This window comes from Methanomassiliicoccales archaeon, assembly GCA_013415695.1.
Classification (GTDB): domain Archaea; phylum Thermoplasmatota; class Thermoplasmata; order Methanomassiliicoccales; family JAAEEP01; genus JAAEEP01.
The window spans coordinates 88,399-111,970 of the sequence record JAAEEP010000001.1 but is presented as its reverse complement, the minus strand read 5'-3'; the positions used below and the strand labels follow the sequence as shown (position 1 = coordinate 111,970).

General features: G+C 50.4%; 22 protein-coding genes and 1 tRNA gene. 12 read left to right on the top strand and 11 right to left on the bottom strand.

Features of this window, described 5'->3' with window-relative positions; all coding sequences use genetic code 11:
* Positions 1–5 precede the first annotated feature (5 nt).
* Entirely contained in the window at positions 6–1,037 is a 1,032-nt protein-coding gene (locus tag GKC03_00585) for an alcohol dehydrogenase catalytic domain-containing protein (protein NYT11030.1), read from the bottom strand.
* Positions 1,038–1,266: 229 nt separating this feature from the next.
* Here GKC03_00585 and nadC point away from each other — a divergent pair, with 229 nt between their 5' ends.
* On the top strand, positions 1,267–2,103 hold the full coding sequence (nadC, locus tag GKC03_00580) for a carboxylating nicotinate-nucleotide diphosphorylase (protein NYT11029.1): 837 nt from the start codon (positions 1,267–1,269) through the stop codon (positions 2,101–2,103).
* Here the strand turns inward: nadC and GKC03_00575 are convergent.
* The 3 genes from GKC03_00575 to GKC03_00565 all read right to left on the bottom strand — a co-directional run bounded on the left by GKC03_00575 (position 2,100) and on the right by GKC03_00565 (position 4,464).
* A complete protein-coding gene (locus GKC03_00575; protein NYT11028.1) occupies positions 2,100–2,927 on the bottom strand; it encodes a hypothetical protein in 828 nt (275 codons plus the stop codon). The two genes, nadC and GKC03_00575, sit on opposite strands and share 4 nt — an antisense overlap.
* Positions 2,920–3,411: a 4Fe-4S dicluster domain-containing protein gene (locus GKC03_00570; protein NYT11027.1), complete on the bottom strand. Its 492-nt coding sequence runs from the start codon at positions 3,409–3,411 to the stop codon at positions 2,920–2,922. Before GKC03_00570 ends, GKC03_00575 begins: the two co-directional genes overlap by 8 nt.
* Before the next feature lie 87 nt (positions 3,412–3,498).
* Complete coding sequence (locus tag GKC03_00565; GenBank protein ID NYT11026.1) at positions 3,499–4,464, bottom strand: elongation factor Tu; 966 nt, start codon at positions 4,462–4,464, stop codon at positions 3,499–3,501.
* Positions 4,465–4,545: 81 nt separating this feature from the next.
* Here GKC03_00565 and GKC03_00560 point away from each other — a divergent pair, with 81 nt between their 5' ends.
* Entirely contained in the window at positions 4,546–4,731 is a 186-nt protein-coding gene (locus GKC03_00560; protein ID NYT11025.1) for a hypothetical protein, read from the top strand.
* A gap of 5 nt (positions 4,732–4,736) precedes the next feature.
* Here the strand turns inward: GKC03_00560 and GKC03_00555 are convergent, their stop codons facing one another.
* Genes GKC03_00555 through GKC03_00545 form a run of 3 tightly spaced genes read right to left on the bottom strand, consistent with a single transcriptional unit; the run spans position 4,737 to position 9,197 of the window.
* Positions 4,737–5,855, bottom strand: a complete 1,119-nt coding sequence (locus GKC03_00555) for a (Fe-S)-binding protein (protein NYT11024.1) — start codon at positions 5,853–5,855, stop codon at positions 4,737–4,739.
* Positions 5,845–6,261 (bottom strand): hydrogenase iron-sulfur subunit, encoded by a 417-nt coding sequence (locus GKC03_00550; protein NYT11023.1) that lies wholly within the window; start codon positions 6,259–6,261, stop codon positions 5,845–5,847. Before GKC03_00550 ends, GKC03_00555 begins: the two co-directional genes overlap by 11 nt.
* Positions 6,258–9,197 (bottom strand): CoB--CoM heterodisulfide reductase iron-sulfur subunit A family protein, encoded by a 2,940-nt coding sequence (locus GKC03_00545; protein ID NYT11022.1) that lies wholly within the window; start codon positions 9,195–9,197, stop codon positions 6,258–6,260. The genes GKC03_00550 and GKC03_00545 overlap by 4 nt, the downstream gene beginning before the upstream one ends.
* A 143-nt stretch (positions 9,198–9,340) precedes the next feature.
* Between GKC03_00545 and GKC03_00540 the strand changes: the two genes are divergently transcribed.
* The 4 genes from GKC03_00540 to GKC03_00525 all read left to right on the top strand — a co-directional run bounded on the left by GKC03_00540 (position 9,341) and on the right by GKC03_00525 (position 13,205).
* Positions 9,341–10,042 carry an anaerobic ribonucleoside-triphosphate reductase activating protein gene (locus tag GKC03_00540; GenBank protein NYT11021.1) on the top strand — a complete coding sequence of 234 codons (702 nt, stop codon included), beginning with the start codon at positions 9,341–9,343 and terminating at the stop codon, positions 10,040–10,042.
* A 104-nt stretch (positions 10,043–10,146) separates the two neighbouring features.
* Positions 10,147–10,860, top strand: coding sequence for a hypothetical protein (locus GKC03_00535; GenBank protein ID NYT11020.1), 714 nt, complete (start codon positions 10,147–10,149; stop codon positions 10,858–10,860).
* A 13-nt stretch (positions 10,861–10,873) separates the two neighbouring features.
* Positions 10,874–12,391 carry an AAA family ATPase gene (locus GKC03_00530; protein NYT11019.1) on the top strand — a complete coding sequence of 506 codons (1,518 nt, stop codon included), beginning with the start codon at positions 10,874–10,876 and terminating at the stop codon, positions 12,389–12,391.
* Positions 12,392–12,485: 94 nt separating this feature from the next.
* Positions 12,486–13,205: an AAA family ATPase gene (locus tag GKC03_00525; protein NYT11018.1), complete on the top strand. Its 720-nt coding sequence runs from the start codon at positions 12,486–12,488 to the stop codon at positions 13,203–13,205.
* A gap of 25 nt (positions 13,206–13,230) precedes the next feature.
* Here GKC03_00525 and GKC03_00520 read toward each other — a convergent pair whose 3' ends face one another.
* Positions 13,231–13,941, bottom strand: a complete 711-nt coding sequence (locus tag GKC03_00520; GenBank protein NYT11017.1) for a metal-dependent hydrolase — start codon at positions 13,939–13,941, stop codon at positions 13,231–13,233.
* A gap of 166 nt (positions 13,942–14,107) precedes the next feature.
* On the opposite strand from GKC03_00520, the gene GKC03_00515 reads away from it, so the two are divergent.
* The 5 genes from GKC03_00515 (at position 14,108) to GKC03_00495 (ending at position 18,824) form a co-directional block, all read left to right on the top strand.
* Positions 14,108–14,201, top strand: a tRNA-Val gene (locus GKC03_00515).
* Positions 14,202–14,307: 106 nt separating this feature from the next.
* Positions 14,308–16,209: an acetate--CoA ligase gene (acs, locus tag GKC03_00510; GenBank protein NYT11016.1), complete on the top strand. Its 1,902-nt coding sequence runs from the start codon at positions 14,308–14,310 to the stop codon at positions 16,207–16,209.
* 201 nt (positions 16,210–16,410) lie between these two features.
* Positions 16,411–17,049: a hypothetical protein gene (locus GKC03_00505; GenBank protein NYT11015.1), complete on the top strand. Its 639-nt coding sequence runs from the start codon at positions 16,411–16,413 to the stop codon at positions 17,047–17,049.
* A gap of 63 nt (positions 17,050–17,112) precedes the next feature.
* Positions 17,113–18,234 carry a hypothetical protein gene (locus GKC03_00500; protein NYT11014.1) on the top strand — a complete coding sequence of 374 codons (1,122 nt, stop codon included), beginning with the start codon at positions 17,113–17,115 and terminating at the stop codon, positions 18,232–18,234.
* Positions 18,235–18,350: 116 nt separating this feature from the next.
* Entirely contained in the window at positions 18,351–18,824 is a 474-nt protein-coding gene (locus GKC03_00495; GenBank protein ID NYT11013.1) for an Lrp/AsnC family transcriptional regulator, read from the top strand.
* Here the strand turns inward: GKC03_00495 and GKC03_00490 are convergent.
* The 3 genes from GKC03_00490 to GKC03_00480 are packed head-to-tail and all read right to left on the bottom strand — an operon-like array spanning position 18,821 to position 22,339.
* Positions 18,821–19,642 carry a hypothetical protein gene (locus GKC03_00490; protein NYT11012.1) on the bottom strand — a complete coding sequence of 274 codons (822 nt, stop codon included), beginning with the start codon at positions 19,640–19,642 and terminating at the stop codon, positions 18,821–18,823. The two genes, GKC03_00495 and GKC03_00490, sit on opposite strands and share 4 nt — an antisense overlap.
* A 4-nt stretch (positions 19,643–19,646) precedes the next feature.
* Complete coding sequence (locus tag GKC03_00485; GenBank protein NYT11011.1) at positions 19,647–21,125, bottom strand: FMN-binding glutamate synthase family protein; 1,479 nt, start codon at positions 21,123–21,125, stop codon at positions 19,647–19,649.
* Between the two features lie 56 nt (positions 21,126–21,181).
* Positions 21,182–22,339 carry a glutamine amidotransferase family protein gene (locus GKC03_00480; GenBank protein ID NYT11010.1) on the bottom strand — a complete coding sequence of 386 codons (1,158 nt, stop codon included), beginning with the start codon at positions 22,337–22,339 and terminating at the stop codon, positions 21,182–21,184.
* Between the two features lie 573 nt (positions 22,340–22,912).
* Between GKC03_00480 and GKC03_00475 the strand changes: the two genes are divergently transcribed.
* Positions 22,913–23,554 (top strand): helix-turn-helix domain-containing protein, encoded by a 642-nt coding sequence (locus GKC03_00475; GenBank protein ID NYT11009.1) that lies wholly within the window; start codon positions 22,913–22,915, stop codon positions 23,552–23,554.
* Positions 23,555–23,572 lie beyond the last annotated feature (18 nt).

Below are 23,572 nucleotides of genomic sequence, written 5' to 3'. Positions count from 1 at the left end.
CACCTTCAATATTCAGTCACCACGGCTTTGAGTCCGACACGTTCGAGTGAATGTCTCAACCCATCCTCAATTTGGGTTAGAGGCACACGTTTGGTGAATATCCAGTCGCAATTGAAATCATTTTCACCCAGTATTTCTAGAGCCCGTTTGCACCCATTGCTCCGACAGCCATAGGATCCGGTGATTGTGATCTCACGGTAGTGGATATGGTTAAGGTCGATGGGAACGGTAGAAATTGACTTGGGCAAACCAGAGAATACGTTGAGTCTTCCGCCAGAATTCAATAGGCCAATGAGGTCCATGTTGACCACAACACCAGGAGTCGCGACGAGGAGGACGTCGACCCCCTTTCCATCGGTGATGGCTGACACCTCCTTCGAGAGATCACCCGTAATTACGTGATCGGGTTTGGCATTGAATGCCAAAACTGCCCGGTTTCTCTCCCGTTCTGCAAGTATTACGGTTTCCGCACCTCGCATTCGTGCCAGCATTGCATGGAGCAATCCTATTGGACCAGCCCCGATGATCAGGACTTCATCTCCAGGACCCAATCCGCAGGCATCCTGCCCATTGATGCAGCAGGCCAAGGGTTCAGCCAAGGTAGCCTCGATTTTGCTCAGACCCTTTGGAATAAGATTGACGCCCCCGCTTTTAACATTCTCTTTTGGTAGGGCAACGAGCTCTGCGAAACCGCCATCCACATTATATCCGATAATTCGCTGACGCACGCACTGGTTGTCACGTCCTCTTTGACATGGTTCACATTTTCCACAGGCAATTCCCGGCCAGACCTGAACACTATCACCGATCTCGAATACGGAATCATCGGAAGAGATACTCTCCACTATCCCGACGAACTCGTGACCAAGCACCCGTGGGTACGTGAGGTCTCTATGTCCATTCGTCCACATTTTGGTATCAGTTCCGCATATTGAGCAAGCTTCAACTCTTATTATCAACCCTTCCTTGGGAAGTTCAGGCTCTTTTATGTCCTCAACAACGATGTCTCCGGGTGCCCTGAGGATTGCCGCCTTCATACCTTGGATATCCCCATTTATGAATTCTAGTTGGATATATCAGCCAAGTATATGTAAATAGCCCGCGATTGAGCGGAGGGGGTGTTCACATTGCCTATTGCAGCATTTCACTGCTCGAAAGACCCTTCCAGATGGTATCAATTTTGTGAATCTGTAATGATAATGAGCTTTCCCTGAAGAAGCCAGATTTTGATTAACTTTATATTCAGTAACAGGTATTTTGGTAAATATGAGCAGGATAGCGGACTATCTCGAAGAGGATGTTGGTTTCGGTGACATCACCAGCGATTTGCTTGTCCGAGACGAGGTGGGTAGTGCCCGCATCCAATCGAACGAGGATTGCATCCTGGCTGGGCTTGAAGAGGCGATCGAGATCTTCAACCTCTTGGGTGTATCCACTTTTCCGATGGCTAGGGATGGCGACGAGATATCCAAGGGGGAGCATATCCTGGTTTTAGATGGCCCTTTGAAGAAGATCCTGCTCGGTGAGCGTCTCGCCCTGAATTTCTTGATGCGGATGAGCGGTATAGCGACCGCCACGAATAAGATTGATAAGGTCTGCAAGAAGGTGAATAAGGACGTCAGAATCGCCGCCACTCGAAAGACCACTCCAGGTTTCCGTTTCTTTGAGAAGAAAGCGGTCATAATGGGTGGAGGGGACCCGCACCGGTTCCGTCTGGACGATGCCATCATGATCAAGGATAATCATTTGAAGGTCGTGGGATCAATAACACAGGCGGTTGCCATGGCGAAGAAGGCTTCATTCTCCAAGAAGATCGAGGTGGAGGTAGAAGCAGTCGAACAAGCGTTGGAGGCCGCGAAGGCTGGTGCCGACATTGTGATGCTGGACAACATGCCTGCAGAGAAGGTCGAGCTGGCCTATCTTGCGGTCAAGAAGCTCAATGAGAATGTTCTAGTGGAGGTTTCCGGAGGCATAACACAGGAAACCGCACCTGAGTTTGCAAAGAATGCAGATATTATTTCCATGGGTTGGATAACCCACTCGGCAAGGGCCGCCCACTTCAGCCTGGACATAACTATGGTGAAGTCCTTGGAGGAACCCTAGAGATCCAATCTCATACGGTGATGTTTGATTCCAATATCCTCGGTTGATGCCCCAAGTGCTAGTGCGAGAAGTTCTCCGAGATAGATTACTGGAAGACCTTCCTTCTGCTTCAGGTCGAATTGAATGAAACAGAATGGGCAAGGAGTGACAATGTAATTCGCCCCCATCAGTTTGAACTCTTCAACCGTTTCTCTCAATATCCCGCTGGAAACGTTTTCGTTGACTCCTGTGAGTCCTCCGCCGCAGCAACCTGGCCAATCCTGAGCATAAACCACCTCTGCTCCCAGCCACTCGGTCACACTTAAGAGCGATTCAGGAGAGAACGGATTTTCGACACCCAGAACACTTGATGGCCTCACTAGGTGACATCCGGGGTGAATCGCTACCCTCATCCCCTCCAAAGGAGAAGTGACCATCGACCTGAGGCGGTCCTCTCCAATTTCGACCACTACCTCTAGAAGGTGTTTCACATTGGTGGTACCATTGTATTTCATACCGATTTCTGCTAGGATCTGGTTAACCTCATCCCTTTCATCTTCCTTGGAAAGCAGATAGGCCGCCTCCTTCAATGACATGAAGCACCCATTGCACAGAGTAACGACATCCCGTCCATCTGCTTCCGCCACTGCCAACATCCTGGCCGCGATGACCTTCCAGGTGTCGAGGGCCATCGATCTGAGCCCGATCGGCTCCATGCAGCAGGTGGCATCGGGAAGTAGGTCGAATTCGAAACCCATCCTCTCCAGAGCCATAATCGATGCCTTCTCAAGGAACGGCAGTCTCGTGGGTATCAGACATCCTCTGAACAAGTAATGCTTATTCAAGGTCCAGGCCCCCCAAACTAGTTGCAGCAATGAGCTTAGCAAGGTCATCCTTGGCCGAACCTGTGATCTCCAGACTCTCGAGTCCCATCTCTTCCCTCATCTTCTTTGTGAGGACTGTAATGGGAAACGAGCGCCCAGTGTTCTTGAACAATCTAGCCTCTTGCACGAAGTGTTCCGGAACATTACCTCTAGCAGCGGCAAGGTTTCTCAGCACATTGATGATGCTGGCAGGATCAACGCCAAGCTGACACCTCTCGGTGCAGCTGTTACACATTGTGCATTGCCAGATCGATTCATCACTGGCGGGGTCAATGGCACCAATAACGACAAGTTCCATAATCTCACGGGGTCTAATCCCGCCATTCCTATAGCTGGGGCAAATGGAGGAGCACTGGCCGCACTGATGGCATTTTTCCAGCTCCCCAGTCGAGTCAATGGAGTCAAGCAGTTCCTTGAGCGCTGTGTCAATAGAAGATATCTTCACGACTGGATGAAATCATCCGCTGTACTTATACCAGTTTCTGTCCGACAACGCTGACAGGTGGCTAGCGCACTCTCAGAAATTCCTAGATTAAAGTGGCTTGGCGGTACCAACGACTCTGAGCTTACCCCCGTCCAGATAGGTAAGCACAATCCTTGATTGTTGGGGGTGAATAAGCGGTTTTTCCAGAGTCAGCGATAGCCTTGGCCGTCTCCAGTTGTCATCGATGTGGACTGATGCAACTTTGCATGGAACGAACTGCATCCAGTGACCTATGTGGAGAACCATCCCCTCCTTGATTGGATCTGGCCAGAAACGTATGAGCTCAGCATTGACTTCCAGGTGTTGGTCGACCCTCAGAGATCCATCACTAGACAGGACATAACCCCTGTCCAGCGTATCTGCGTCCAATCCCTTCAAGGCCATCCCGACCCTTTCTCCCTTGACAGCCCAATCAAAGTTATCATCGTGTTTCTGAATGGAGCGTACGATTGCTATATCCTCACCGGGCAACACCCTCAATTTATCGTGCTTCCTTATCGTTCCCTGGGAAACAGAGCCAAGGACGACCGTGCCCACACCTTTCACATTGAAGTGATGGTCAACCGGAACACTTCCTTCTTCAGATTCCTCTGGCTTCGAGGGAAGGAAGGAAGATACCTCCTGGATCAACCTTCCCCTTATCTCTATTGGATCGTCCTCGACGAAAGCATAGTTCTCAGCGACAGTCCCGACGATCAAGGGAGCAACCTGTTCCGGAACGATGAAGTTTCGGAGGACGATGATCCCCTTCCCTACTCCACAGCTATCGAGCATTAGAACAGCTTCGCCAAAGATGTGGTCGATCTTCTCCACGACAATGATGGCGAAGTGGGCCATGGAAGCCGAATAGAACAACGGAGCTAACCTCTCTGGATACCGTATTGGCTCCATCAGCGTGACTGTATCTTCCCCCCTCTTAAGATTGTAGAATGTGATGTCGCTGTCGGTACCCTTCTTCCCTATGTCCCTTCCGTAACCTGGTGGTCCGACCACCGTTACATTGAGGTTAGCCATTGCCCCAGGGGTACAAGGGCGATATAGATAAAGATTGCCACAGGGGGAAAGAAGATATGCGACCGCTTCCATGAAGGTCTGATGGAGATTGAGGAGCAGAAATGTCAGTTCTGCGGGAGACGGGCAGTACACTTCGCTTTCGCAGCATTCGTCTGCGATGATGAGAAATGTATGGAAAAAGCCCGTGCTGAGAGGGGCGGCCCTGGTGGTCACATGAAGAGGAAAGTCGAAGGGAAGTCCATCGTGATAATAGAAGACGAGAAGTGATGAGATCAGAGTTTTAGAGCAGACGCGGCCATCACATGGATGTCCTCGATCTTGATTCCTTTTTCGGACAAGTTGCGCTGGGCGCAGGTCAGATGTATCAGGCATTTCGGGCAGGCGGTGGCCAGAACCTCAGCGCCCGTAGACTCTGCCTCCCCCAACCTTTCCAGCTGCCAATCCCTGGTATATGTGTCACAATTCACCCAGTTTGAGTGGCCACAGCAGGCGGACAGTCGTCCTGTCCGACCCATTTCCATTCTCCTTCCCAGGGCATCGATTATCGACCTAGGCTCGTCAATTATGCTGGAGTACCTGCCTAGGCGGCAAGGGTCCTGGAATGTTATCTTCTTCTCACTTCTCTCAAGGACGACCGATCCATCTTCGATGGCATTTGCTAGAAGTTCCGTGAGGCTCTTGACTTCAAATCCCAGGGGGCCATTTAGACGTGGGTACAGCTCCTTGAAGGTCCAATATCCTTCTGGACAGGTGAATACAACCCTTTCAATTCCCCTTTCCTCGATCGCCTCTATGTTGAGTCTAGCAAGGCTTTCGAATGTTATCATATCACCTATCCAATAGGCATCATGTCCACAGCATCTCTCCTCCTCCATCAAGGCTGGTCTCACCTCCATGGCATTCAGGAGTGATACTGCGGCTCGTGGTATTTCGAGGAGATCCGCACGGAAATCTCTGAACATTACATCGAAGTAGGGAATACAACCAACGAATAACATCGTTCCAGATTCAGGATCCAGTTCCATGGAATCAGTTATCCATGTATTCTTCCTTGGTGAGATATGAGGCATGGAGGTCAGCCTCCTGACATAGGGAATGATGCCTCCATGCGTCATCTCAGGAGGAACATCATTGACAATCTCAGTCCTCAGATCCCTGATAAACTCATGAAATCGCACGCCCGAATCGCAGACCTCACTGCACATGGCGCAGTTGGTACAGCTCCAGATGCCCTTGTCCTCAGGCACCTGTCCCTCTCGGAGAAATCTTTCCACCAGGGTTCGAGGTGAGAAATCTCCCGGTCTTCTCGAGATCGGGCATGACCATGTGCAACGGCCACAGGTGACGCATCCGGAAACGCCCAGCTGCCTAGCTCTGTCATCAATCCTCATTCTGTTCCTCCTTCAGTGGTCCCAATTCCTTCAGAGTGGAAACGAACATATCGGCAGTCTGGGCGAATCTTTCACCCTCGGAAGCTGAGATCCAACGAAGCAGCAAGCGCCGTTCATCGATACCAAGAAGCTCCATAATCTCCCGGGTCCTCTCCATTCTCTTCTCGGCCTCCTCGTTCCCCTTTAAGTAATGACAGTCACCGATGTGGCACCCAAGTACCATTACCCCATCTGCCCCCAGTTCGAAGCATCTAAGAACCATGGCAGGATCCACCCGACTTGAACACATCACCCGGATAATCCTTGTCTCCGGGGTGTATTGGCACCTTGAAACCCCTGCCAGGTCAGCTCCAGCATAGGCACACCAATTGCAGCAGAATGCCACCACTCTTGGGACGAAGTTCATCGCTCAGCCCCCAGAAGTGCATCGATTTGGGCGTCGATCTGCTCGATCGTGAACCCTCGGGCTTCGATGGCGTTGCTTGGGCATGAAACCGCACAGAGACCACATCCCTTGCACATTTTCTCCTCTATATGGGATACCTGTTTTCCAGAGATCTCTCTCAATCGGGCAGCTCCGTAGCTGCAAAGTGATTCACACTCGCCGCAACCTCTACACCTCTCCTCATCGACGACGCAAATCTGGCCCGGGGTCGTTATAACTTTCATTGAAAGAAGACCTGCTGCTTTGGCCGCTGCAGCCGATCCCTGAACCATGCTCTCAAAAAGATCCTTAGGATATTGGGCGCATCCAGCCATAAATATCCCGTCAACCGCGAACTCCACAGGTGCTAGCTTTTGATGCTTCTCCAGGAAGAACCCTTCCCTGCTCAACGGGACTTTGAGCTGGAGGCTGAGATCCCTGTTGGATTCAGAGGGAATCATCCCAATAGATTCTATTACCATCTCCACTGGAATGGTGATGTTGCCATCGGTGACAGATTGGAAAGATATATTTTCTGATGAGATGTCAGGCTCACCGTCTATCCTGTAGAATCTCACACCCTTTTCTGAGACATCCCTGTAGAGTGCCTCGCCTTCCTTCTGAAATGCCATGATATCCTTATGTAGCACGCTCACCGTCATTCCCATAGAGACGAGCGTCTTGGCCTGTTCCAACATCTTCTTGCAGCAGAATCGGGAACAGCCAAATCTCTCATTACGCACTCCAACGCACTGCACGAAAGCAACGCTCTTGGGCAGAGGTGTTCCTTCTCTAAGCATCCTATCCAGTTCGAGACTGGTTATCGTTCTGTCCTCTTTATCGCTGCAGTCAGGCAGATCCGCCCCGGGGGCCAAGATTATTGCACCTGCTTTGATCTCTCGACCATCATTAAGGACGATATTGAAGTCCCCTACGGATCCAGAGATTGATTCGATCTTGATGTTTCTTGAAATATCAACGTCAAGACCTTCAAGGAGGGATGTAGCTGATATACGATCGATCCCGAATTCACTCGACGTGTGGATCTCATCCATCCTTCCTCCAAGCTCGTTTTGCGATTCGATCAAGTGCACTCGGAAACCCTGCTTGGACATATCCCTCGCGGCGGAGAGACCTGCCGGTCCACCTCCCACAACAACTGCCTCCCTGATGATTTCTGCGGTCTGGGTCTGCAATGGCTCAAGCTGGTTTGCCTTGGCCACTGCGCTCTTGACAAGGTCTATGGCCTTCCTTGTCGCCTCAATTGGTTGCCCCTGGTGAACCCATGAGCACTGATCTCTGATGTTGGCCATCTCGAGCAGATAAGGGTTAATGCCTGCTTTCTCCAAGGTGTCCTTGAAGATCGGCTCGTGGGTACGAGGTGTGCAGGCAGCTATCACGACTCTGTTGATACCTTCGTCTCGTATCCTGGTGGCCATCTCATCCAGAGCTGCCTCGGAGCATGTGAAGAGGTTCTCCTCAGCATAGGCCACACCCTCTAGTTTTAAAGCGGCCTCCACAACCGCCGGAACATCAATTGTCGAGGCGATATTCGTCCCGCATCTGCATACAAACACACCTGTCCTTGGGATCTCGCCAGACACATCACGGACTTTGGGCTTCTTCAAGGTCTTTGGTTTTCTATTAGGTAAAAGAGTGAGCGACAAGGAAGCCGCCGCTGAGGCTTCACAGACGCTATCCGGTATGTCTTTTGGACCGGTGCAGCATCCTGCAGCAAACACGCCCCTTCTAGAGGTGGCCAGGGGTCCGTCGCTAGATGCCATGGTCTTAATAAAGCCGCCATCGTCCAGTTCGATATTAAGGGCATCCGCCAGTTCACCAATTCCCCTCGAAGGTATTGCTGCCATGGCCAAAACAACCATATCTGCTTCGATATCCTTGATCGAAGCTCCCTCCACGTCCTCTATCCTTACTCCCAGGGGATCTAAATTAACCTCAGATGGCCTACCCCTGATCAACCTTATGCCCTTTCCCATGACATGGTCCCGGTACCTGTCGAAGTCCTTGCCATAGCTCCTCAGGTCCATATAGCACACGGTCACCTCCTCGATCGATGGCTCGTGTTCAAGGGCAATCATCGCCTGCTTGAGGGAAGCCATACAACAGAACCTCGAGCAGTGTTCGCAGTAGTTCCTATCCCTGGAACCCACGCACTGGACGAAGACGAGCCTCCTAGGAGTGGACCCATCATTCGTCACGAGGTGACCGCCTGTGGGGCCCGAGGGGCTGAGGATCCTCTCGAACTCCAGTGCTGTCATCACATTCGGATTCTCGCCGTAGTGATATGGAGATATTTTCTCTGGGTCGAACTGATCGAAGCCTGTGGATACGATGACCGCACCAACTTCTAACTTCTCTTCCCTCTCCTCCATGCCGAAGTCTACTGCGTCAGCTGGACATGTCTTCTGGCAGTTTCCACACTTGTTTTCATTGATCTTGAGGCAGTGCTCAGGATCGATGGTATACTTCAATGGAACGGCCTGCGCGAAGGGTATGTATATGGCCTTTCTTCTGCATAGACCAAGCTCGAACTCGCTCTTCACAGATGAGGGACACTTGTTCGCACATTCTCCACATCCAACACACCTGTCCTCTCTGACAAAACGAGGTTTGACCCTAACCCTGAGAGTGAGATCTGGGGGGCTGCCTTGCAGGTCAACTGCCTCTGTCAGGGTCCAAACCCTGATCAAGGGGTGACGATGTGCCTCGACAAGCTTGGGGGATAGTATGCATGCGGAGCAGTCGTTGGTTGGAAATGTCTTGTCCAGCTGAGCCATATGCCCCCCGAGGCTTGGCCCCCTTTCGATGAGGTGGACCAAGACTCCAGCTTTGGCCAAGTCCAGTGCAGCTTGGACACCCGAAATGCCACCACCGATGACCGCCACCTCTTCAGACATCAAACCGCCCTCGAACCCTTTCCAGCTGCAACGGGTTTACTCACTGAAAAAGTTTGTTCCGCCACAGTTCACTGGCTCACATCTCGATGTTACATCCTCGCAAGGAACATGATTAATACGGGGTGACACCCTCAAGGTTGATTATGAGGATCGTGGGCTTCATAAAGACCTCACTGGTGGATTGGGACGGTCGTGTTTCTTCTGTCATATTCCTTCCTGGATGCAACTTTCGGTGCCCTTTCTGCCACAACCGGGAACTGGTACTGTCGCCAGGAAGCGTTCCCGAGGTCGATCATGGTTCTATGATGCTCTATCTGGAAGAGAACTCCGACTTCTTGGATGGGGTGGTGATTACAGGAGGGGAGCCCACAATTCACTCCGATCTGCCTGATCTCATTGGAGACCTATCTGCCCTTGGATTGAGGGTCAAGCTGGATACCAATGGATCCAATCCCTCAATGCTCTTAGATCTAATCGATTCAGGCCTGTTGGAGAGCGTTGCCATGGACATAAAAGGACCTCTTGATGACCGGTACGACGATGCATGTGGGGTGCAGGCTCCGCTTGAGGACATCAAGCGTTCCATTTCCATTCTTATGGATTCGGAAATTGAGCATGAGTTCAGGACCACCATTGTGCCTCATATTATCAAGGAGAAGGATGTAGAGTCCATCGCCGCCTTCATCGGCGGGGCGAGGAAGTACGCCCTGCAGCAGTTCCGGCCGGGTACCACCCTTGACGGCAGGCTCTCCAAGATCGACCCCTATCCCATAGAACGGATCCATAACATGGCGGAGCTTGCTAAACAATATGTCCGCCGGGTAGTGATAAGGGGAGACATATAGGGTTAGTATCACTCGTTGAGAACCCGCACCATATCTTTTTGTACCTCCATAACATGAATTGGCACAAGCGGGGAACTGCTATACATTAATGGAAGTGGTTTGAATTGAGCGAGGAGCAACGGTTCAAGACGTACATCGAGGGCTTCGATAAGGTCTTGGAGGGCGGAATCCCACGGGGCCACATCGTTTTGGTGTCTGGCACTCCAGGAACTATGAAATCATCGATATCATACTACATTCTTCACAACCAGGCAATAAGGGAGAACAAAGTCGGCATCTACGTGACTCTGGAGCAGTCCCGAAACAGCCTGCTACGCCAGATGGAGAAGATGGGAATGTCCACGGAGGAGGTCAAGGACAAGCTTCATGTCCTGGATCTCTCACTGATCAGGAAGAAGCTGAAGGAGATATCGGCAGGAGGTTCCTGGATGGAGGTATTCAAATCCTATCTGTCCAACCTCAGCGAAAGCCTCGAGTATGAGCTCATAGTCATTGATTCCCTTAATGTGCTTGAAACCATGGCAGACATGGGGGTCAAGAGGACCGAACTCTTCTATTTCTTCGAGTGGCTGAGAGGTCTGGAATCAACGGCGTTTCTCATCTCTGAAGCATCCCCAGAAAGGATTCTTGAGGGATCCTACGATGAAGGATATCTCTCAGACGGAGTAATCGCTTTGAAGATGCAGGAGGTCAGAGAGGTGGAGACTCAGCGGAGGATCCGCTGTGTGAAGATGAGAGAGACAAATCATGATCCCTCCTTCTTCTCCTTGCTCTTCAACGGAGGAAAGTTCCAGGTGACCAAGGTAATCAGCGAGTGACCCTGGTGTTGAGATGTCTCGATTTGAGTGTCCTAGGTGCGGGGCGGGCGTCAGACCCAACGATATCCAGTGTGGTAGATGTGGAGAGGTACTAAGAGAGAAGGAAGCCCAAGGTGAATATGGAGAGGCACCAAAGATTACACTGGAAAGCGTTTTTAGCCAGAGGGAAACCTCTGTCCGTCTTAACGATTCGGAGTATGTCACTGTCTCGAGGATGCGAAAGTTACTCGAACGAAGGGAACAAGATCTCCTCCGCCGTGAGAAGGAACTCAATGATCGCGAGAACGAACTACTCGGGTCCTTGGAAGAAATTGAGAATGATACATTGGCCCTAGAGAAGACCATGGAGCAACTGCAGAATGAGGAAGCGTCTCTAACCGAGAAGGAGAAGGCCCTTAGAGAGCGTGAGTGTGACCTAGAACAGATTTCGAACACCCTTTCACAGTGGAAACAGGTAATGACTCGTTTCGACATGGTGAAGGAGGGGGATGAGTTGACACCTGGGGATCTTGAGAAACTCCTCCAGATACAGGAGAACTTCCAGCAGGTTCTAGATAAGGAACGAGATCGGCTCAAATTGGAGTTGAAGGAGGCACTCTCTGATGAAATGGAGAACCTAGCCCTCAAGGAGGAGCAGTTCCGCGTGACCGAATCAGAATTGATGAAGAAGACGATCGAGCTCCGCAATATGATTAGAGATCGAGCGTTGGAGGGGCAGCGGAAAGAGGAAGATCTCAGCGATCAGAAGCAAATTGATGAGCTGAAGCAGGAGGCTTTCAGCGAAATCGACAAACAGATTGGCATTGGAATCCAGGGCGAGGTAAATGGGGAGTTGATTCCCACTCATATTGAGCGGCTTGATCGTATTCTCAAGGGTGGGATACCAAGAGGACATGTCATCCTCGTGAACGGATCAGTCGGCTCGATGAAATCCTCACTAGCCTACCACATCCTGCACCACTGTGCAGCCAAGCAGGGAATTCGTGGAATGTATTTTTCGCTTGAGCAGAACCGGGCTTCAATCCTAAGGCAGATGGAACGACTTGGCCTTTCACGAGATGAGTCAAGGGAGAATTTGATTTTGGTGGATATGGTAGACCTCCGCAAGGCAATGGCCGGTGAGGAAGGCGACTGGCGGAGCATACTGATGAGATATGTCGAGAATGTCAAGAAAGCCAAAGATTTCGATATTTTCGTACTAGATTCGCTCGAGTCGTTCAAGGCCATGTCAGAGTTCGTCTTTTCTCGGGAAGATCTTGCAGAATTGTTCGAATGGTTCCGTGATATGGAAATAACCACATTCCTGGTATCCGAAAAGTCTCCTCAGGAACTACTCGAGAGCAGTCAGGGAGAACTCTATCTTTCTGATGGGGCAATAGAGCTCCTGATGCATGAGAACAGAGATAAGGTCCAGCGTTGGATTAGAATACCCAAAATGAGGAGTGTTGATATAGACCCGCGCTACTTCTCTTTCTTGTTTGATGGGAGGACCTTCCAGCTTCATTTACCGCTTGCATCGACCTTTGAATAGGGTCCTTTTCCTCAGGGCCAGTCCTTTAAGAAAGAATTAAGTAGCTACAAGCCTCTTAACAGCTCAGCCACTCAACATTAGTACTTGGGAGGAGATGGATCTGCAGATTGAAAGGCTTCGAACCTACATACAGAATTTTGATGAGAATCTGCAGGGAGGCATTCCAAAGGGGCAGGTTGTGCTGCTTACAGGCACTCCAGGCACCATGAAGTCGTCCCTTGCCTACAGTATACTCTATCAGAATGCACTTGAGAATCGCATACCTAGCGTTTACATGACACTTGAGCAGTCAAGGGAGAACCTGCTTCAGCAGATGGCGGCCATGGGAATGGATGACGAGAGGGCAAAGGAATACGTCCATGTCTTAGACCTTGGGCTCATCAGGAAGAGCCTGACACAGCTGAGTGCCAAGGGTACCTGGCTCCAGGTTTTCAAGATGTATGCCGACAGCCTAAGACACAGCCTGGGGTACGAGATCCTGGTCGTCGATTCACTCGACGTACTGGAAATGGCTGCCCAGATGAACGAGAACCGGAGATCAGAGCTGTTCTATCTCTTTGAGTGGCTAAGGAATCTAGGGGTTACTTCCCTCCTTGTCTCCGAGAATCAGCCCGATAGGATGTTCGAGCAGAAGTACGATGAGGGATATCTCGCTGATGGGGTGGTCAGCCTCAAGCTGCAAGAGATCGGGGAGACTGACATCCAGCGCAGAATCAGAGCGGTCAAGCTTAGGAGCACCAACCATAAGACCGGATATTTCTCGCTGTTGTTCAACGACGGCAAGTTCAGCGCAACCCAGGTTATTACCGAGTGAGTGAAGCCATTTTGACCTCGTCCAGCTAAACCTCTAGACCAATCCATCTGCCACCAGGGTACCAACCACAAAGAAAGGAAGTGCCCAAGAGGCAGGCGATGCCCAGCACAATCGTCTCAGTTAATTCTTCAAGATTCTGGTGTACAGTGAAGGAAGCGTTGATGAGTATCAATAACCCAAAGATGGCAAGCAACCACGGACCTCCCTTAAGAATCAACCTTGCAAATCTTTCCAAGTTTGATCTTGTTGATTCAGATAACCAGCCCCATTTTCCCCCCTGAAAGACGAAGATCATAGACCCCGAAAGGAAAAGAAAGATCCATTCGGTAGGGGAGGTGATCTCTGCCCAGAAACCGAATGCAAAGTAGTTTACATAGTGATCTGGAACGTATGGCCCCATAAGCGGGAAGAACCAGGAGACCTGATCCAGCCACATTGCATCCAGAAGCTGGTGTGACAGTATGCCAGTAGCTATTCCTGCGAACAGAATACCGTAACGACTTCGGCACAGGGCGAGAGCGCCTACTAGCCAAATTCCTACTACGAATATCCCATGGAAGAAAATCCGCCCATTATCGATGGAACCACTTAGAAGTAAATGACCAAGGGGCTTGTCAATAATATCGGGAATGACGGAACCGAAGGCCACAGCGAAGATCAACCACTCGTCCCTTAACCATGCGTATAGTACCAGGCCGATCGCCAGACCTACGAAGAGATGGCAAAAGATGAGCAACAAAACCCCTACCACAAACCTCTGATTTTAGCTTTGCCCAATGAAAATTCTAGGTCGATAACCATCACCTGGAAATGGATATTGATAATCTCTGACCCAAGTGATTTGAGACTCCCAGATTCCCGAAAAGATTAATATACGCTAGTCATTCTCGGCTTACAGGCAAGGGCTCATGGTCTAGTGGTTATGACGTCGCCCTCACACATCGCCTAGGCGATTGGGAACGGCGAAGCTCCCCGGTTCGAATCCGGGTGAGCCCACTTCTACGAATTAGGGATTTTTTCTTTATCCTACTTGAATTATATAAGAAACTGATAGAAAAAATCATTAATAACATACTTCCAAATGATAGTTTCAGGGTGGCACATGACTTCCGGAACGGGTTTGGAGCTTCCCTCCCACTTGGAGTGGATGAGGAGGCGGGCGTTGGAGGATCCAGAAGAATTCTGGGGAAAAGTTGCTGAGGATATACACTGGTTCAAACCATGGGATAAGGTTCTCGAATGGGAATACCCTGAATTCAAGTGGTTTCCAGGAGCGGAGACAAACATTTCCTACAACTGTCTGGATTACCATCTGTTAAAAGGGAGGGGCAATCGAGCAGCGATCATCTGGGAGAGTGGAGAAGGAGAGAAGAGTCGGGTGATAACCTACAACCAGCTCCATCACCAGGTGGAGAGATTTGCTGCCGCTCTTCGTGCTTTGGGGGTTGAGAAGGGTGACCGGGTGACCATCTACATGCCGATGGTCCCGGAAGCGGCCGTCGCTATGTTAGCTACCACGAGGATCGGAGCTGTGCATTCCGTGGTATTCGGTGGCTTCGGGTTCGGTGCCCTGGCGGACAGGATAGTTGACGCGGAATCTCGGATCGTGATCACCGCCGATGTGGGATACAGAAGGGGAAAGGCTGTTTCCCTGAAGGACACAGTAGATAGAGCTCTGGAGGTTGCCAAGTGCGTTGAGAAGGTCGTTGTCCTGGAGAGAGAAGGCAGCGCTGGAATGGTCGAGGGAAGGGATATCACCTGGGGTCAGGCACTTGATCTCGGCCGTGGAGAGTCGGGTAAGGCTATACCCGTCGACGCTAACGACCTGGCCTTCATCCTTTACACCTCTGGAACCATGTCCAAACCAAAGGGGACTGTCCAACCCCACGGTTCATATCAGGTCTGGATAACCGCCATGGCCAAATGGGTTTACGACATGAAGCCAGAGGATGTCTGGTGGTCGACCTCGGATGTAGGATGGATCGTAGGCCACTCCTATGTTGTCTATGCACCATTGCTCATCGGTTGCTCCACCATAATGTTCGAGGGGGTACCCATCCATCCATCTCCTGACATATGGTGGGACATTATAGAGAGGAACCGAGTGACCCAACTGTGGATCTCGCCAACTGGTGTTAGGGCGCTGATGCAGGAGGGAATAGAATACCCAAGGAGACACGATCTTTCCTCCTTGCGTCTGGTGCTCTGTGCGGGGGAAGTGCTCAACCCTCCCGCTTACGAGTGGCTTCACAAGGACGTACTCGATGGTCGAGTACCTGTGATAGATCATATGTGGCAGACAGAAAGCAGTGGTCCAATGGTAGGAAACCCATATGGGATATGCATGCTCCCCATCAAATCAGGAGCAGCGACAATACCACTACCAGGCATCGATGCTGATGTGGTGGACGGGGAGGGAAAATCCCTCCCACCCGGGAGCAAGGGTAACTTTGTGGTCCGTAGGCCCTTCCCAGGTTTAACTCCAACTCTTTGGAGAGATCACGAGAGATACTTGGCATTCTACTGGAACACCATTCCTGGTGTCTATTACACTGGGGACAGTGCCATCATCGATGAGGACGGCTATGTATGGTTCCAGGGGAGGGCAGACGAGGTGATCAAGATATCCGCCCATAGAATAGGGACAATTGAGATCGAAAGCGCCCTATTGGCCCACCCGAAGGTCGCCGAGACTGCAGTTGTCGGCGAACCGGATGAGCTGAGGGGAGAGGTCGCTGCTGCCTTTGTCGTGCTAAATCCAGGTGAGAGTGGTAGTGACGAACTGGCCCAGGAATTGAGGAAGTTGGTCAGGGATACGCTGGGGCCAATAGTCATCGTTGGTCACCTGTACTTCGTGAGCAAGGTTCCCAAGACCAGGAGTGGCAAGATCATGAGAAGGATCCTCAGATCGTTAATGGCTGACAAGCCCCTGGGAGATCATACCACCATTGAGGATCCCACTGCAATTGACGAGGTGAAGGAGGCAATCAAGTCCCTGCAATGAAACAGGCTCAGTGAATTTTCCTCAAGGAAATAACCTCCGATTTCCAGGATCTTTGAAGGGAGCATTTACTGGATCGAACTCAATAGGATGTGGGGTTTGAATCCCAATAGCAATAGAAAACAATGAATTCAGAGAGCGTCTTCGGAAATCTGGATTCAATGCCTCATATATTTGACTATAGGGTTAAATATTGGAGAAGTGATGATTGACTCTGTGAAGCTGGACTGTCGAATTGAGATCTCATACATCGATCCAGAAACCTACACCTCCCTGGTAAATCACGATCTGCGCAAGCAAATACTCAAGACACTCTACAGTCTAACACTCTATGGCCCCATCTCCAAGCAGCAGCTTGCAGACAATATCGGGCTTGGATACCATCAGCTGGTCTACCAGCTCAACAACCACCTCACCGACTTCTGGTGTGTGGCCGAGGAACAGAAGGTGAGGGGCACCAGAAAAGAGCTAATCAAGCCTGCTAATAGGCATGCCGTCTACATCACTCTTGGTCGGGAGAGAAGCATCCATATGGTTGACCCAATAGCCAATCTCTTCGGTTCCTTGAGTGAAGTGGGTGTCAGGTGCGACACTTGTTCAAGAGATGAGGCGGACAACTGTTTGAGATTTCTAGTAGAAAACCCACAGTTCGATTTTGAGATCGAGGAGAGCGACAGTGCCCTTCTGGAAACGAACGGTAGAAAACCCCCATTCAGGCCATTGGACCTGGCGATGCTTGCCGCGTTGAGAGGCATAGCATCTGACCAACGATTCCAGCTGAGCATCCCGTGCGCCAGCTGCGCTTTCCTGCGAAGGACGATTCAGATAGAGGGCATCGAGTAGCCTTCAATTAGCGTGATTGTTCGAGGGTAAATCATATATCATCCTTCTCTTCTTCCACTGCTCATGAGCGTCCGAGACACAGGAGCATCTCATCCAACTTCACCCACCCGTTTCATAATCTTGGGAGGATTCCTGGGAGCAGGAAAGACTACCTTGGCCGTCAACCTGGGAAGATACCTGAGGGAGAAGTACGACAGATCAGTGGCCATAATCACCAATGATCAAGGAGATGTACTGGTGGACACAGAGTTCACCAAGGACGCAGGTTTCGATGTCAAGGAAGTACTGGGTGGTTGTTTCTGCGCCAACTTCGACGAGTTCGTGAAGAACGCAAGAAAACTCGTACAGATGAGCCGTCCTGATGTGATAATCGCTGAGCCCATCGGGACATCGACCAATATCCTTGCCACAGTGGTCGCTCCTCTGCGAACACTCTACCCAGATGAGTTCGAGGTGGCACCCCTGATGGTCGTGGTAGATGGGAACCAGGCACTCGGCCTCCTGAACGGAGGGCGACCTGGGGAGAAAGTAACTCTAATCCCCTCGCATCAGGTCAAGGAAGCAGAGGTCGTGATCATTTCTAAGATGGATAAGGTCCCGGATGGTTCAGAGGAATCCGTGCTCGAATCACTTGATCAGCATCTTGACGGTGTGGATTTGATCCCCTATTCATCCATCACAGGTGAGAATTTAGAGCGAATTGCCGATCTTATCCTGTCCGAGAGAAAGAGCACCAAACTCCCTACAGGTGTGGAGAACAGTCAATTTGCTGGGGAAAAGGCGAGCCTTGGATGGTACAGCAGCGTTTCCAGGGTTGAACCAAAAGGAAAGGCGGACATCTATGACATCGTCACCTCCATTATGAAGCATACAACCTCAGCTTTTGATCCTCTAGATATCGCCCATGTCAAGGTGGTGATCCACTCGCCACAGGTTGCTGTGAAGGTCAGCCTTGTGGGAGATTCGATGCAGGTAGATGGTCTTAAGGGGTCTAGGTATCTCAATGGGGAGGCTGAGCTTGTGTTAAACGCACGGGTGATCTCTCCTCCTGAGAAATTGAGCCAGGTTTTCAGAGATGCGGTGGAAACGCTTGGTACTGACTTTGATCTCAAGATATCCGATATCAATGAGAGGTGCTTCAAACCAAAACCAGAAGCACCTTCATACTTCTTCAAGAACATCTGATAGCAGGCAATGAAGTATATTAATAAATATGCAGTTTCCCCGAAATTGCTCAGCAAGACCGCTGAAACGGCGTAATTCTAGGAAATAGTTATATTCTATTAAACTTGATTATATCCTTGTCTAAGGGAGAGGTAAAGGGTTCAATGGACGAGATGAACAGGAAGATACTTCGGTTACTGAGGACCGATGGCAAGATGAGCTATCGTGAGGTAGCTCAGAAGCTGAAACGCTCCCCATCTACCGTGAGGGATAGGATCGGACGCATGGAAAACGATGGGGTAATACTGGGCTACGTGGCCCTCATCAACGCCGAGCAGATGGGAATTCACACCGAAGCCATCTTACTGGCAAATATGGAAGGCCACGTCCGTTTCAGGGATCTTATAGAATTGAAGAAGGTGAATGGCATCCTCGAAGTCCTTTTTATCACCGGGGACAAGAATGTCATGATCAGGATTCAAGCTCCTGACAACCGAACACTTGACGAGACCATTACCAAGAAGATCGTACCGATTGGCCTGAGAGACATTGACCTCAAGGTCGTTCTGGAATCGGTGATGCGTTTTCCTGATGTAGGGTTTGCTGATTAGATCATGGTCTTGTCGTAATAGCCTCCAAAAGGTCTGCTGCTAGTGGGGACTATTTTTCTGAATTTGCGCCAATCAACATTCACCGTCACACCGAATGTGTCTTCATAGTTGACCAGCAGCCTTTCGATCTCCTTCCTATCGCTAAGGTTGATATCCTTAAGCGAGGCCCCTGGTGCAAGCTGCTGGATTCTCACATCGCCCATTATGTACATCCTCCCGCCGTGCATTCCTGCGCCGATGTGCTGACCTATTATGGGCCTGTCAGTTATCTCTAAACCGAGTACCAGCACGGTACCTCCGGCCATGTATTCCCCTAGGTAATCCCCAACTCTACCGCCAATGATAATTGAGGGACCAGAACCCTTGAATTCCTTCATATGGATTCCAGTACGGTATCCTGCGCTGTCTTTGATGAGGATCTCACCACCCCTAGCAGCGAGCCCGGTAACATCGCTTACACTACCATGGACGATGATTCTCCCAGAATTCATGGTGTTACCTGTAAGGTCCTGGCCATTACCAAAGACCTCGATATTGGTGCCGTTCAGAAGAGCTCCCAGGTTGTTACCAGGTGTCCCATATACCTCGATTCTGAGGTCATTTCTGGATGCCGTTGCACCGATGTAACGTTGTCCAAGGACACCCTCCACACGGATGAGCTTCCTCCCAGCTGCCATCTCATCCTTGATCATCTGGTTGAGGACGTGATAATCTAGGGGATGACCGAGGCCATCCCTACCATCAGCTCTTATGGTCACCTCCTCCTTTGTCACTACCTTGGGACCGTTGTGTCTATTCTTGGCAAGATTGTGGTTCACGAGATCACCCCCAGCCCTCACCCACATGCTTAACATCCATCACTTCCGCCATTTTGGGATTGGGACCGACATATCTGAGGCGATCTCGGTTTCCTACAAGGCTCTCAACAGAATCGATACCCATCGCTCCCAAGACCTCCCTCAGTTCCTCGTTCCAGGCCCTGAACAGGTTCACCACGCTCATTGCGGCGATCTTGGGATCCAACCTAGAAGCTAGCTCGACCTTCTGAGTCGCAATTCCCCATGCACAGATGCCCATATGGCAGTGTTGGCAAACCCTGCATCCCATGGCAACCATGGCCGCCGTGCAAACACTGGCCACGTCTGCTCCCAGTGCTATTATCTTGATCATGTCCGCTGAGGATCTTACTGAACCGCTTGCACAGAGAGTAACCTTGTTCCTAAGTCCTTCTTCTGTAAGCTTCTGGTCAACAGTGGCAATCGCCACCTCGATAGGAATGCCAGCATGGTCCCTAATAACCCTTGGAGCGGAACCAGTTCCACCCCGAAAACCATCGATGGTCATGAAGTCCGCCCCAGCCCTGACTATACCTGATGCGATTGCCCCGATATTGTGTACAGCCGCTACCTTGACACCCACAGGCATCTGATAATCAGTGGCCTCCTTCAGTACTGAAATAAGCTGCTGGAGATCCTCTATGCTGTAGATGTCGTGATGTGGATAGGGCGATAGAGCATCCGTACCCTCGGGGATCATCCGTGTCTGGGAGATCATCTCTGTGACCTTCTCGCCGGGTAAATGTCCTCCGTGACCTGGCTTGGCACCTTGCCCGATCTTTATCTCTACGGCGGCCACACGTTTCAAGTACTCGGGGGTGACTCCAAATCGACCACTTGCTACTTCACTGTTGATTCTGTGTGCGAAATTAAAGAAGTCTGGATGAAGCCCTCCTTCTCCAGAACCTGCCACGATGTTCAAATGCTCTGCAGCGGTGAAAAGAGCCTTTTGGGTATTGTAGCTCACTGACCCAAGAGATATGTGACCTATCATTATTGGCATGTCCATAGAGACTATCGCTCCATCCCCCGAGACAAGTTCATACTTCTTCCCGCGCTTCTCGATGCAGAGCTTCCCCGACCGTCTTCCCAGGTATGTCCTGGTCTCGATTGGCTCCCTCAATGGGTCGATCGATGGATTGGTCACCTGGGCCGCGTCCAGTAGGAGGTCATCATAAATCGATCTGTAAGGAAGGTCGGTTCCGCAGGAAGAAAGAAGTACGCCACCACTCCGGGCCTGGGCTGCGATCGCTCTCCTGTCACGCTCTGTGAACCAGGGATGATGTGGGAATATGTTTGGTACATCGTTCACCATTATAGCGCTGGTTGGGCAGAATGACATACACCTTCCGCAGGCTACACATCCTCCCTGGTATCTGACCTTCTTCTCCTTGAAATCTAAAGCACCGAAACTGCACTCCTTTGCGCATTTTCCACAATTAATGCAAAGTTCCTCGTCGATAATGGGACGGAATCTCTCCCAGAGGTGCCTATCCCTTTGCTTGGTGGATCCTCCTGAGGTCACTCCATCACCCCCTTGAACGGGTGTTCAAGACCTGACCTAATGAGCCCCTTTCCCCTTTGGGCTATGACAGGGCTCCCTGCATCAGCAGTCCAGGTCCACGCCTTAGTGTCAACTGCGCGAATCGCACACTCCTCGCTTGCGGCGAAGATGACGTCTTTTTTCTCCGATGTTCCCGCTATAAGGGGTCGGAGTTTCTTCCTGTCTGCCATTGCGATCATGGTCGTTTCTGGTTCCCTTCTACCTACAAGAATGCTGAAAGGCCCATTTAGGAAAGCCTCCTTGTAAACAATCCTAAGCCAGGTAGCCAACTTCTTGCTCTTCTCATCCATGCCTTCTATTAGAGGATAGTACCAGGGCGCCATGGCAAAGGCAGCGGTGGGAATTGGCAGGCCGTGCCTTCTCACGAGCATGTCCCAGATATAGATTATCACTTCTGTGTCAGTGAGCAGGCTACACTTGTATCCCTCCATCTCGACGAGCTTCTTATTCACACCGTAGGAGGTGATCTCTCCGTTGTGACATACGGACCAGTCTAGTATACTGATGGGGTGGGCTCCAGCCCACCACCCGGGGGAGTTCGTGGGGAAACGCGAATGAGAGAGCCACATGGACCCCTCATATCTTGATATGTCAAAGAACTCGGCAATTTCATGGGAGTAGCCACACCCCTTGAACACAGCCATATCCTTTCCGCTTGAGACGCAGAATGCACCATCCACCTCGGTGTTGATCTGCATAGCCAACTCAACGATTCGGTCATCAGGGTCAAAGATGGGTCCTCTGGGCCAGTCCAGTTTCTCCTTGGCAATGGCGAAAAAGCGCCAGACAAGAGGATATGGCGGGTCCAATGTAGAGACCTTCCTTGTGTAGACCCTTTCGTCACCAGTGATGTAAACATTGTCCTTGAGGAACTCTTCAGTTCTGGTCTTTGCATCTTCATTATCGAAGAGAAATTGAAGGCAGTACTCGTCTCTTCTATCGGGAAAGATGCCATACCCAACATATCCTGCGCCAAGACCGTTCTCCCTCTCACCCATTGTCGTAATCATCTTGGCTATCGTGTCGCCGGAGATCTTACCTCCCCTGACATCGATGCACCCCGCAATCCCACATCCTCCAGGTTGTCTCTCCATCCCCGGGGGGCGCGAAGCCAAATAATTGTCTTGATTCCTGGGACTGTGATAAATCTTAGCAAGGTCAACTCCACACTTCTCGATACGATTTACTCTGCTCTTCAACAAGTTCCCGCCTCCATCAGCGGTCAAATCATTCCTTGAATGATTCTTTTAAGTAATCACTAGGTGTAAATGGGAGAATGGTTTCTCCCTGCCTGTCAAATGGGGTGTTGTTAGTGAATTATTGAATCGAAAACGCACTTGAATCGAATGAATGGATCTTGTGCTGGCCTGGTGGTCTTCATTGTAAGAAGTACAATCGGGAACACTAGTTTCAAACTCATTGAACTTCAAGTTAATTCACACCCTCATAGAACTCCACGATTGATTGCCTATTAATATATTATTGAGCAACAGATTCTTATTAGACTCATTTGATTTGAATTTCGTAACCAGATGCTATTACCGTTTCACGACCCAATATTTCTTCCTTGTACAACAGCCGACCTTGAAAACAAGATGTATGTAATTTTCGAACGATTTCTTTTGATTCCAATAAGATTCATATCTGATAAACTTCATGGAGGTTAGAGCAAGATAATTCGGGGGTGTTTGTCTACGGCATTTTCCAAGATATCGTTCCTCCCCCAGCTTCCAGAGCTGAGTAAAATCCGGGAGATTAGGAAGAAATTGAATCTTTCACAAAGAGAGCTAGCATCTAAGGCTGGTGTCTCTCAGTCATTAATCGCGAAAATTGAGAGCGGGAGTATCGATCCTTCATTTATCAAGGTCAAACAGATCTTCGATGCCTTTGAGGAAGAGATACGGCGTCAGAAGGTAGAGGGGAAAGGGCTTGGAGAACAACTCACGGTCTATGATCTGGCCACCAAGGGAGTGATTAGCGTATCCCCAAACCAAACCATTGGAGAGGTGGTGGACAGAATGGTGAAGGGGCGGTTCACCCAGCTTCCCGTAATGGATGGTGAAAGGGTAGTAGGAGCCATCACAGACGACAGGATACGAGGCTACACCATAGATGAGACCCGGAGCGGTAGCAAGACCTACGATGAGGTCATGGAGACTCCCATCAGCGAAATCATGGAACCGCCATTCTCCATTTTGAACGACGACACCTCTATTGAACTGGCCTCTCTGCATCTTCAACGTGAGGAAGCAGTTTTGGTTTCAAGGAAGGGCGTAATAGTGGGAATCCTAACGAGTGCTGATTTCCTTGACCTTGGGCTCCGTTATTGAAAGGATGGATAATCCAGA

Coding starts and splice junctions, on each gene's coding strand:
- GKC03_00585 (NYT11030.1), bottom strand. CDS start 1,037: ATGAAGGCGGCAATCCTCAGGGCACCCGGAGACATCGTTGTTGAGGAC.
- nadC (NYT11029.1), top strand. CDS start 1,267: ATGAGCAGGATAGCGGACTATCTCGAAGAGGATGTTGGTTTCGGTGAC.
- GKC03_00565 (NYT11026.1), bottom strand. CDS start 4,464: ATGGCTAACCTCAATGTAACGGTGGTCGGACCACCAGGTTACGGAAGG.
- GKC03_00560 (NYT11025.1), top strand. CDS start 4,546: ATGGAGATTGAGGAGCAGAAATGTCAGTTCTGCGGGAGACGGGCAGTA.
- GKC03_00555 (NYT11024.1), bottom strand. CDS start 5,855: ATGAGGATTGATGACAGAGCTAGGCAGCTGGGCGTTTCCGGATGCGTC.
- GKC03_00550 (NYT11023.1), bottom strand. CDS start 6,261: ATGAACTTCGTCCCAAGAGTGGTGGCATTCTGCTGCAATTGGTGTGCC.
- GKC03_00545 (NYT11022.1), bottom strand. CDS start 9,197: ATGTCTGAAGAGGTGGCGGTCATCGGTGGTGGCATTTCGGGTGTCCAA.
- GKC03_00540 (NYT11021.1), top strand. CDS start 9,341: ATGAGGATCGTGGGCTTCATAAAGACCTCACTGGTGGATTGGGACGGT.
- GKC03_00530 (NYT11019.1), top strand. CDS start 10,874: ATGTCTCGATTTGAGTGTCCTAGGTGCGGGGCGGGCGTCAGACCCAAC.
- GKC03_00525 (NYT11018.1), top strand. CDS start 12,486: ATGGATCTGCAGATTGAAAGGCTTCGAACCTACATACAGAATTTTGAT.
- acs (NYT11016.1), top strand. CDS start 14,308: ATGACTTCCGGAACGGGTTTGGAGCTTCCCTCCCACTTGGAGTGGATG.
- GKC03_00505 (NYT11015.1), top strand. CDS start 16,411: ATGATTGACTCTGTGAAGCTGGACTGTCGAATTGAGATCTCATACATC.
- GKC03_00500 (NYT11014.1), top strand. CDS start 17,113: ATGAGCGTCCGAGACACAGGAGCATCTCATCCAACTTCACCCACCCGT.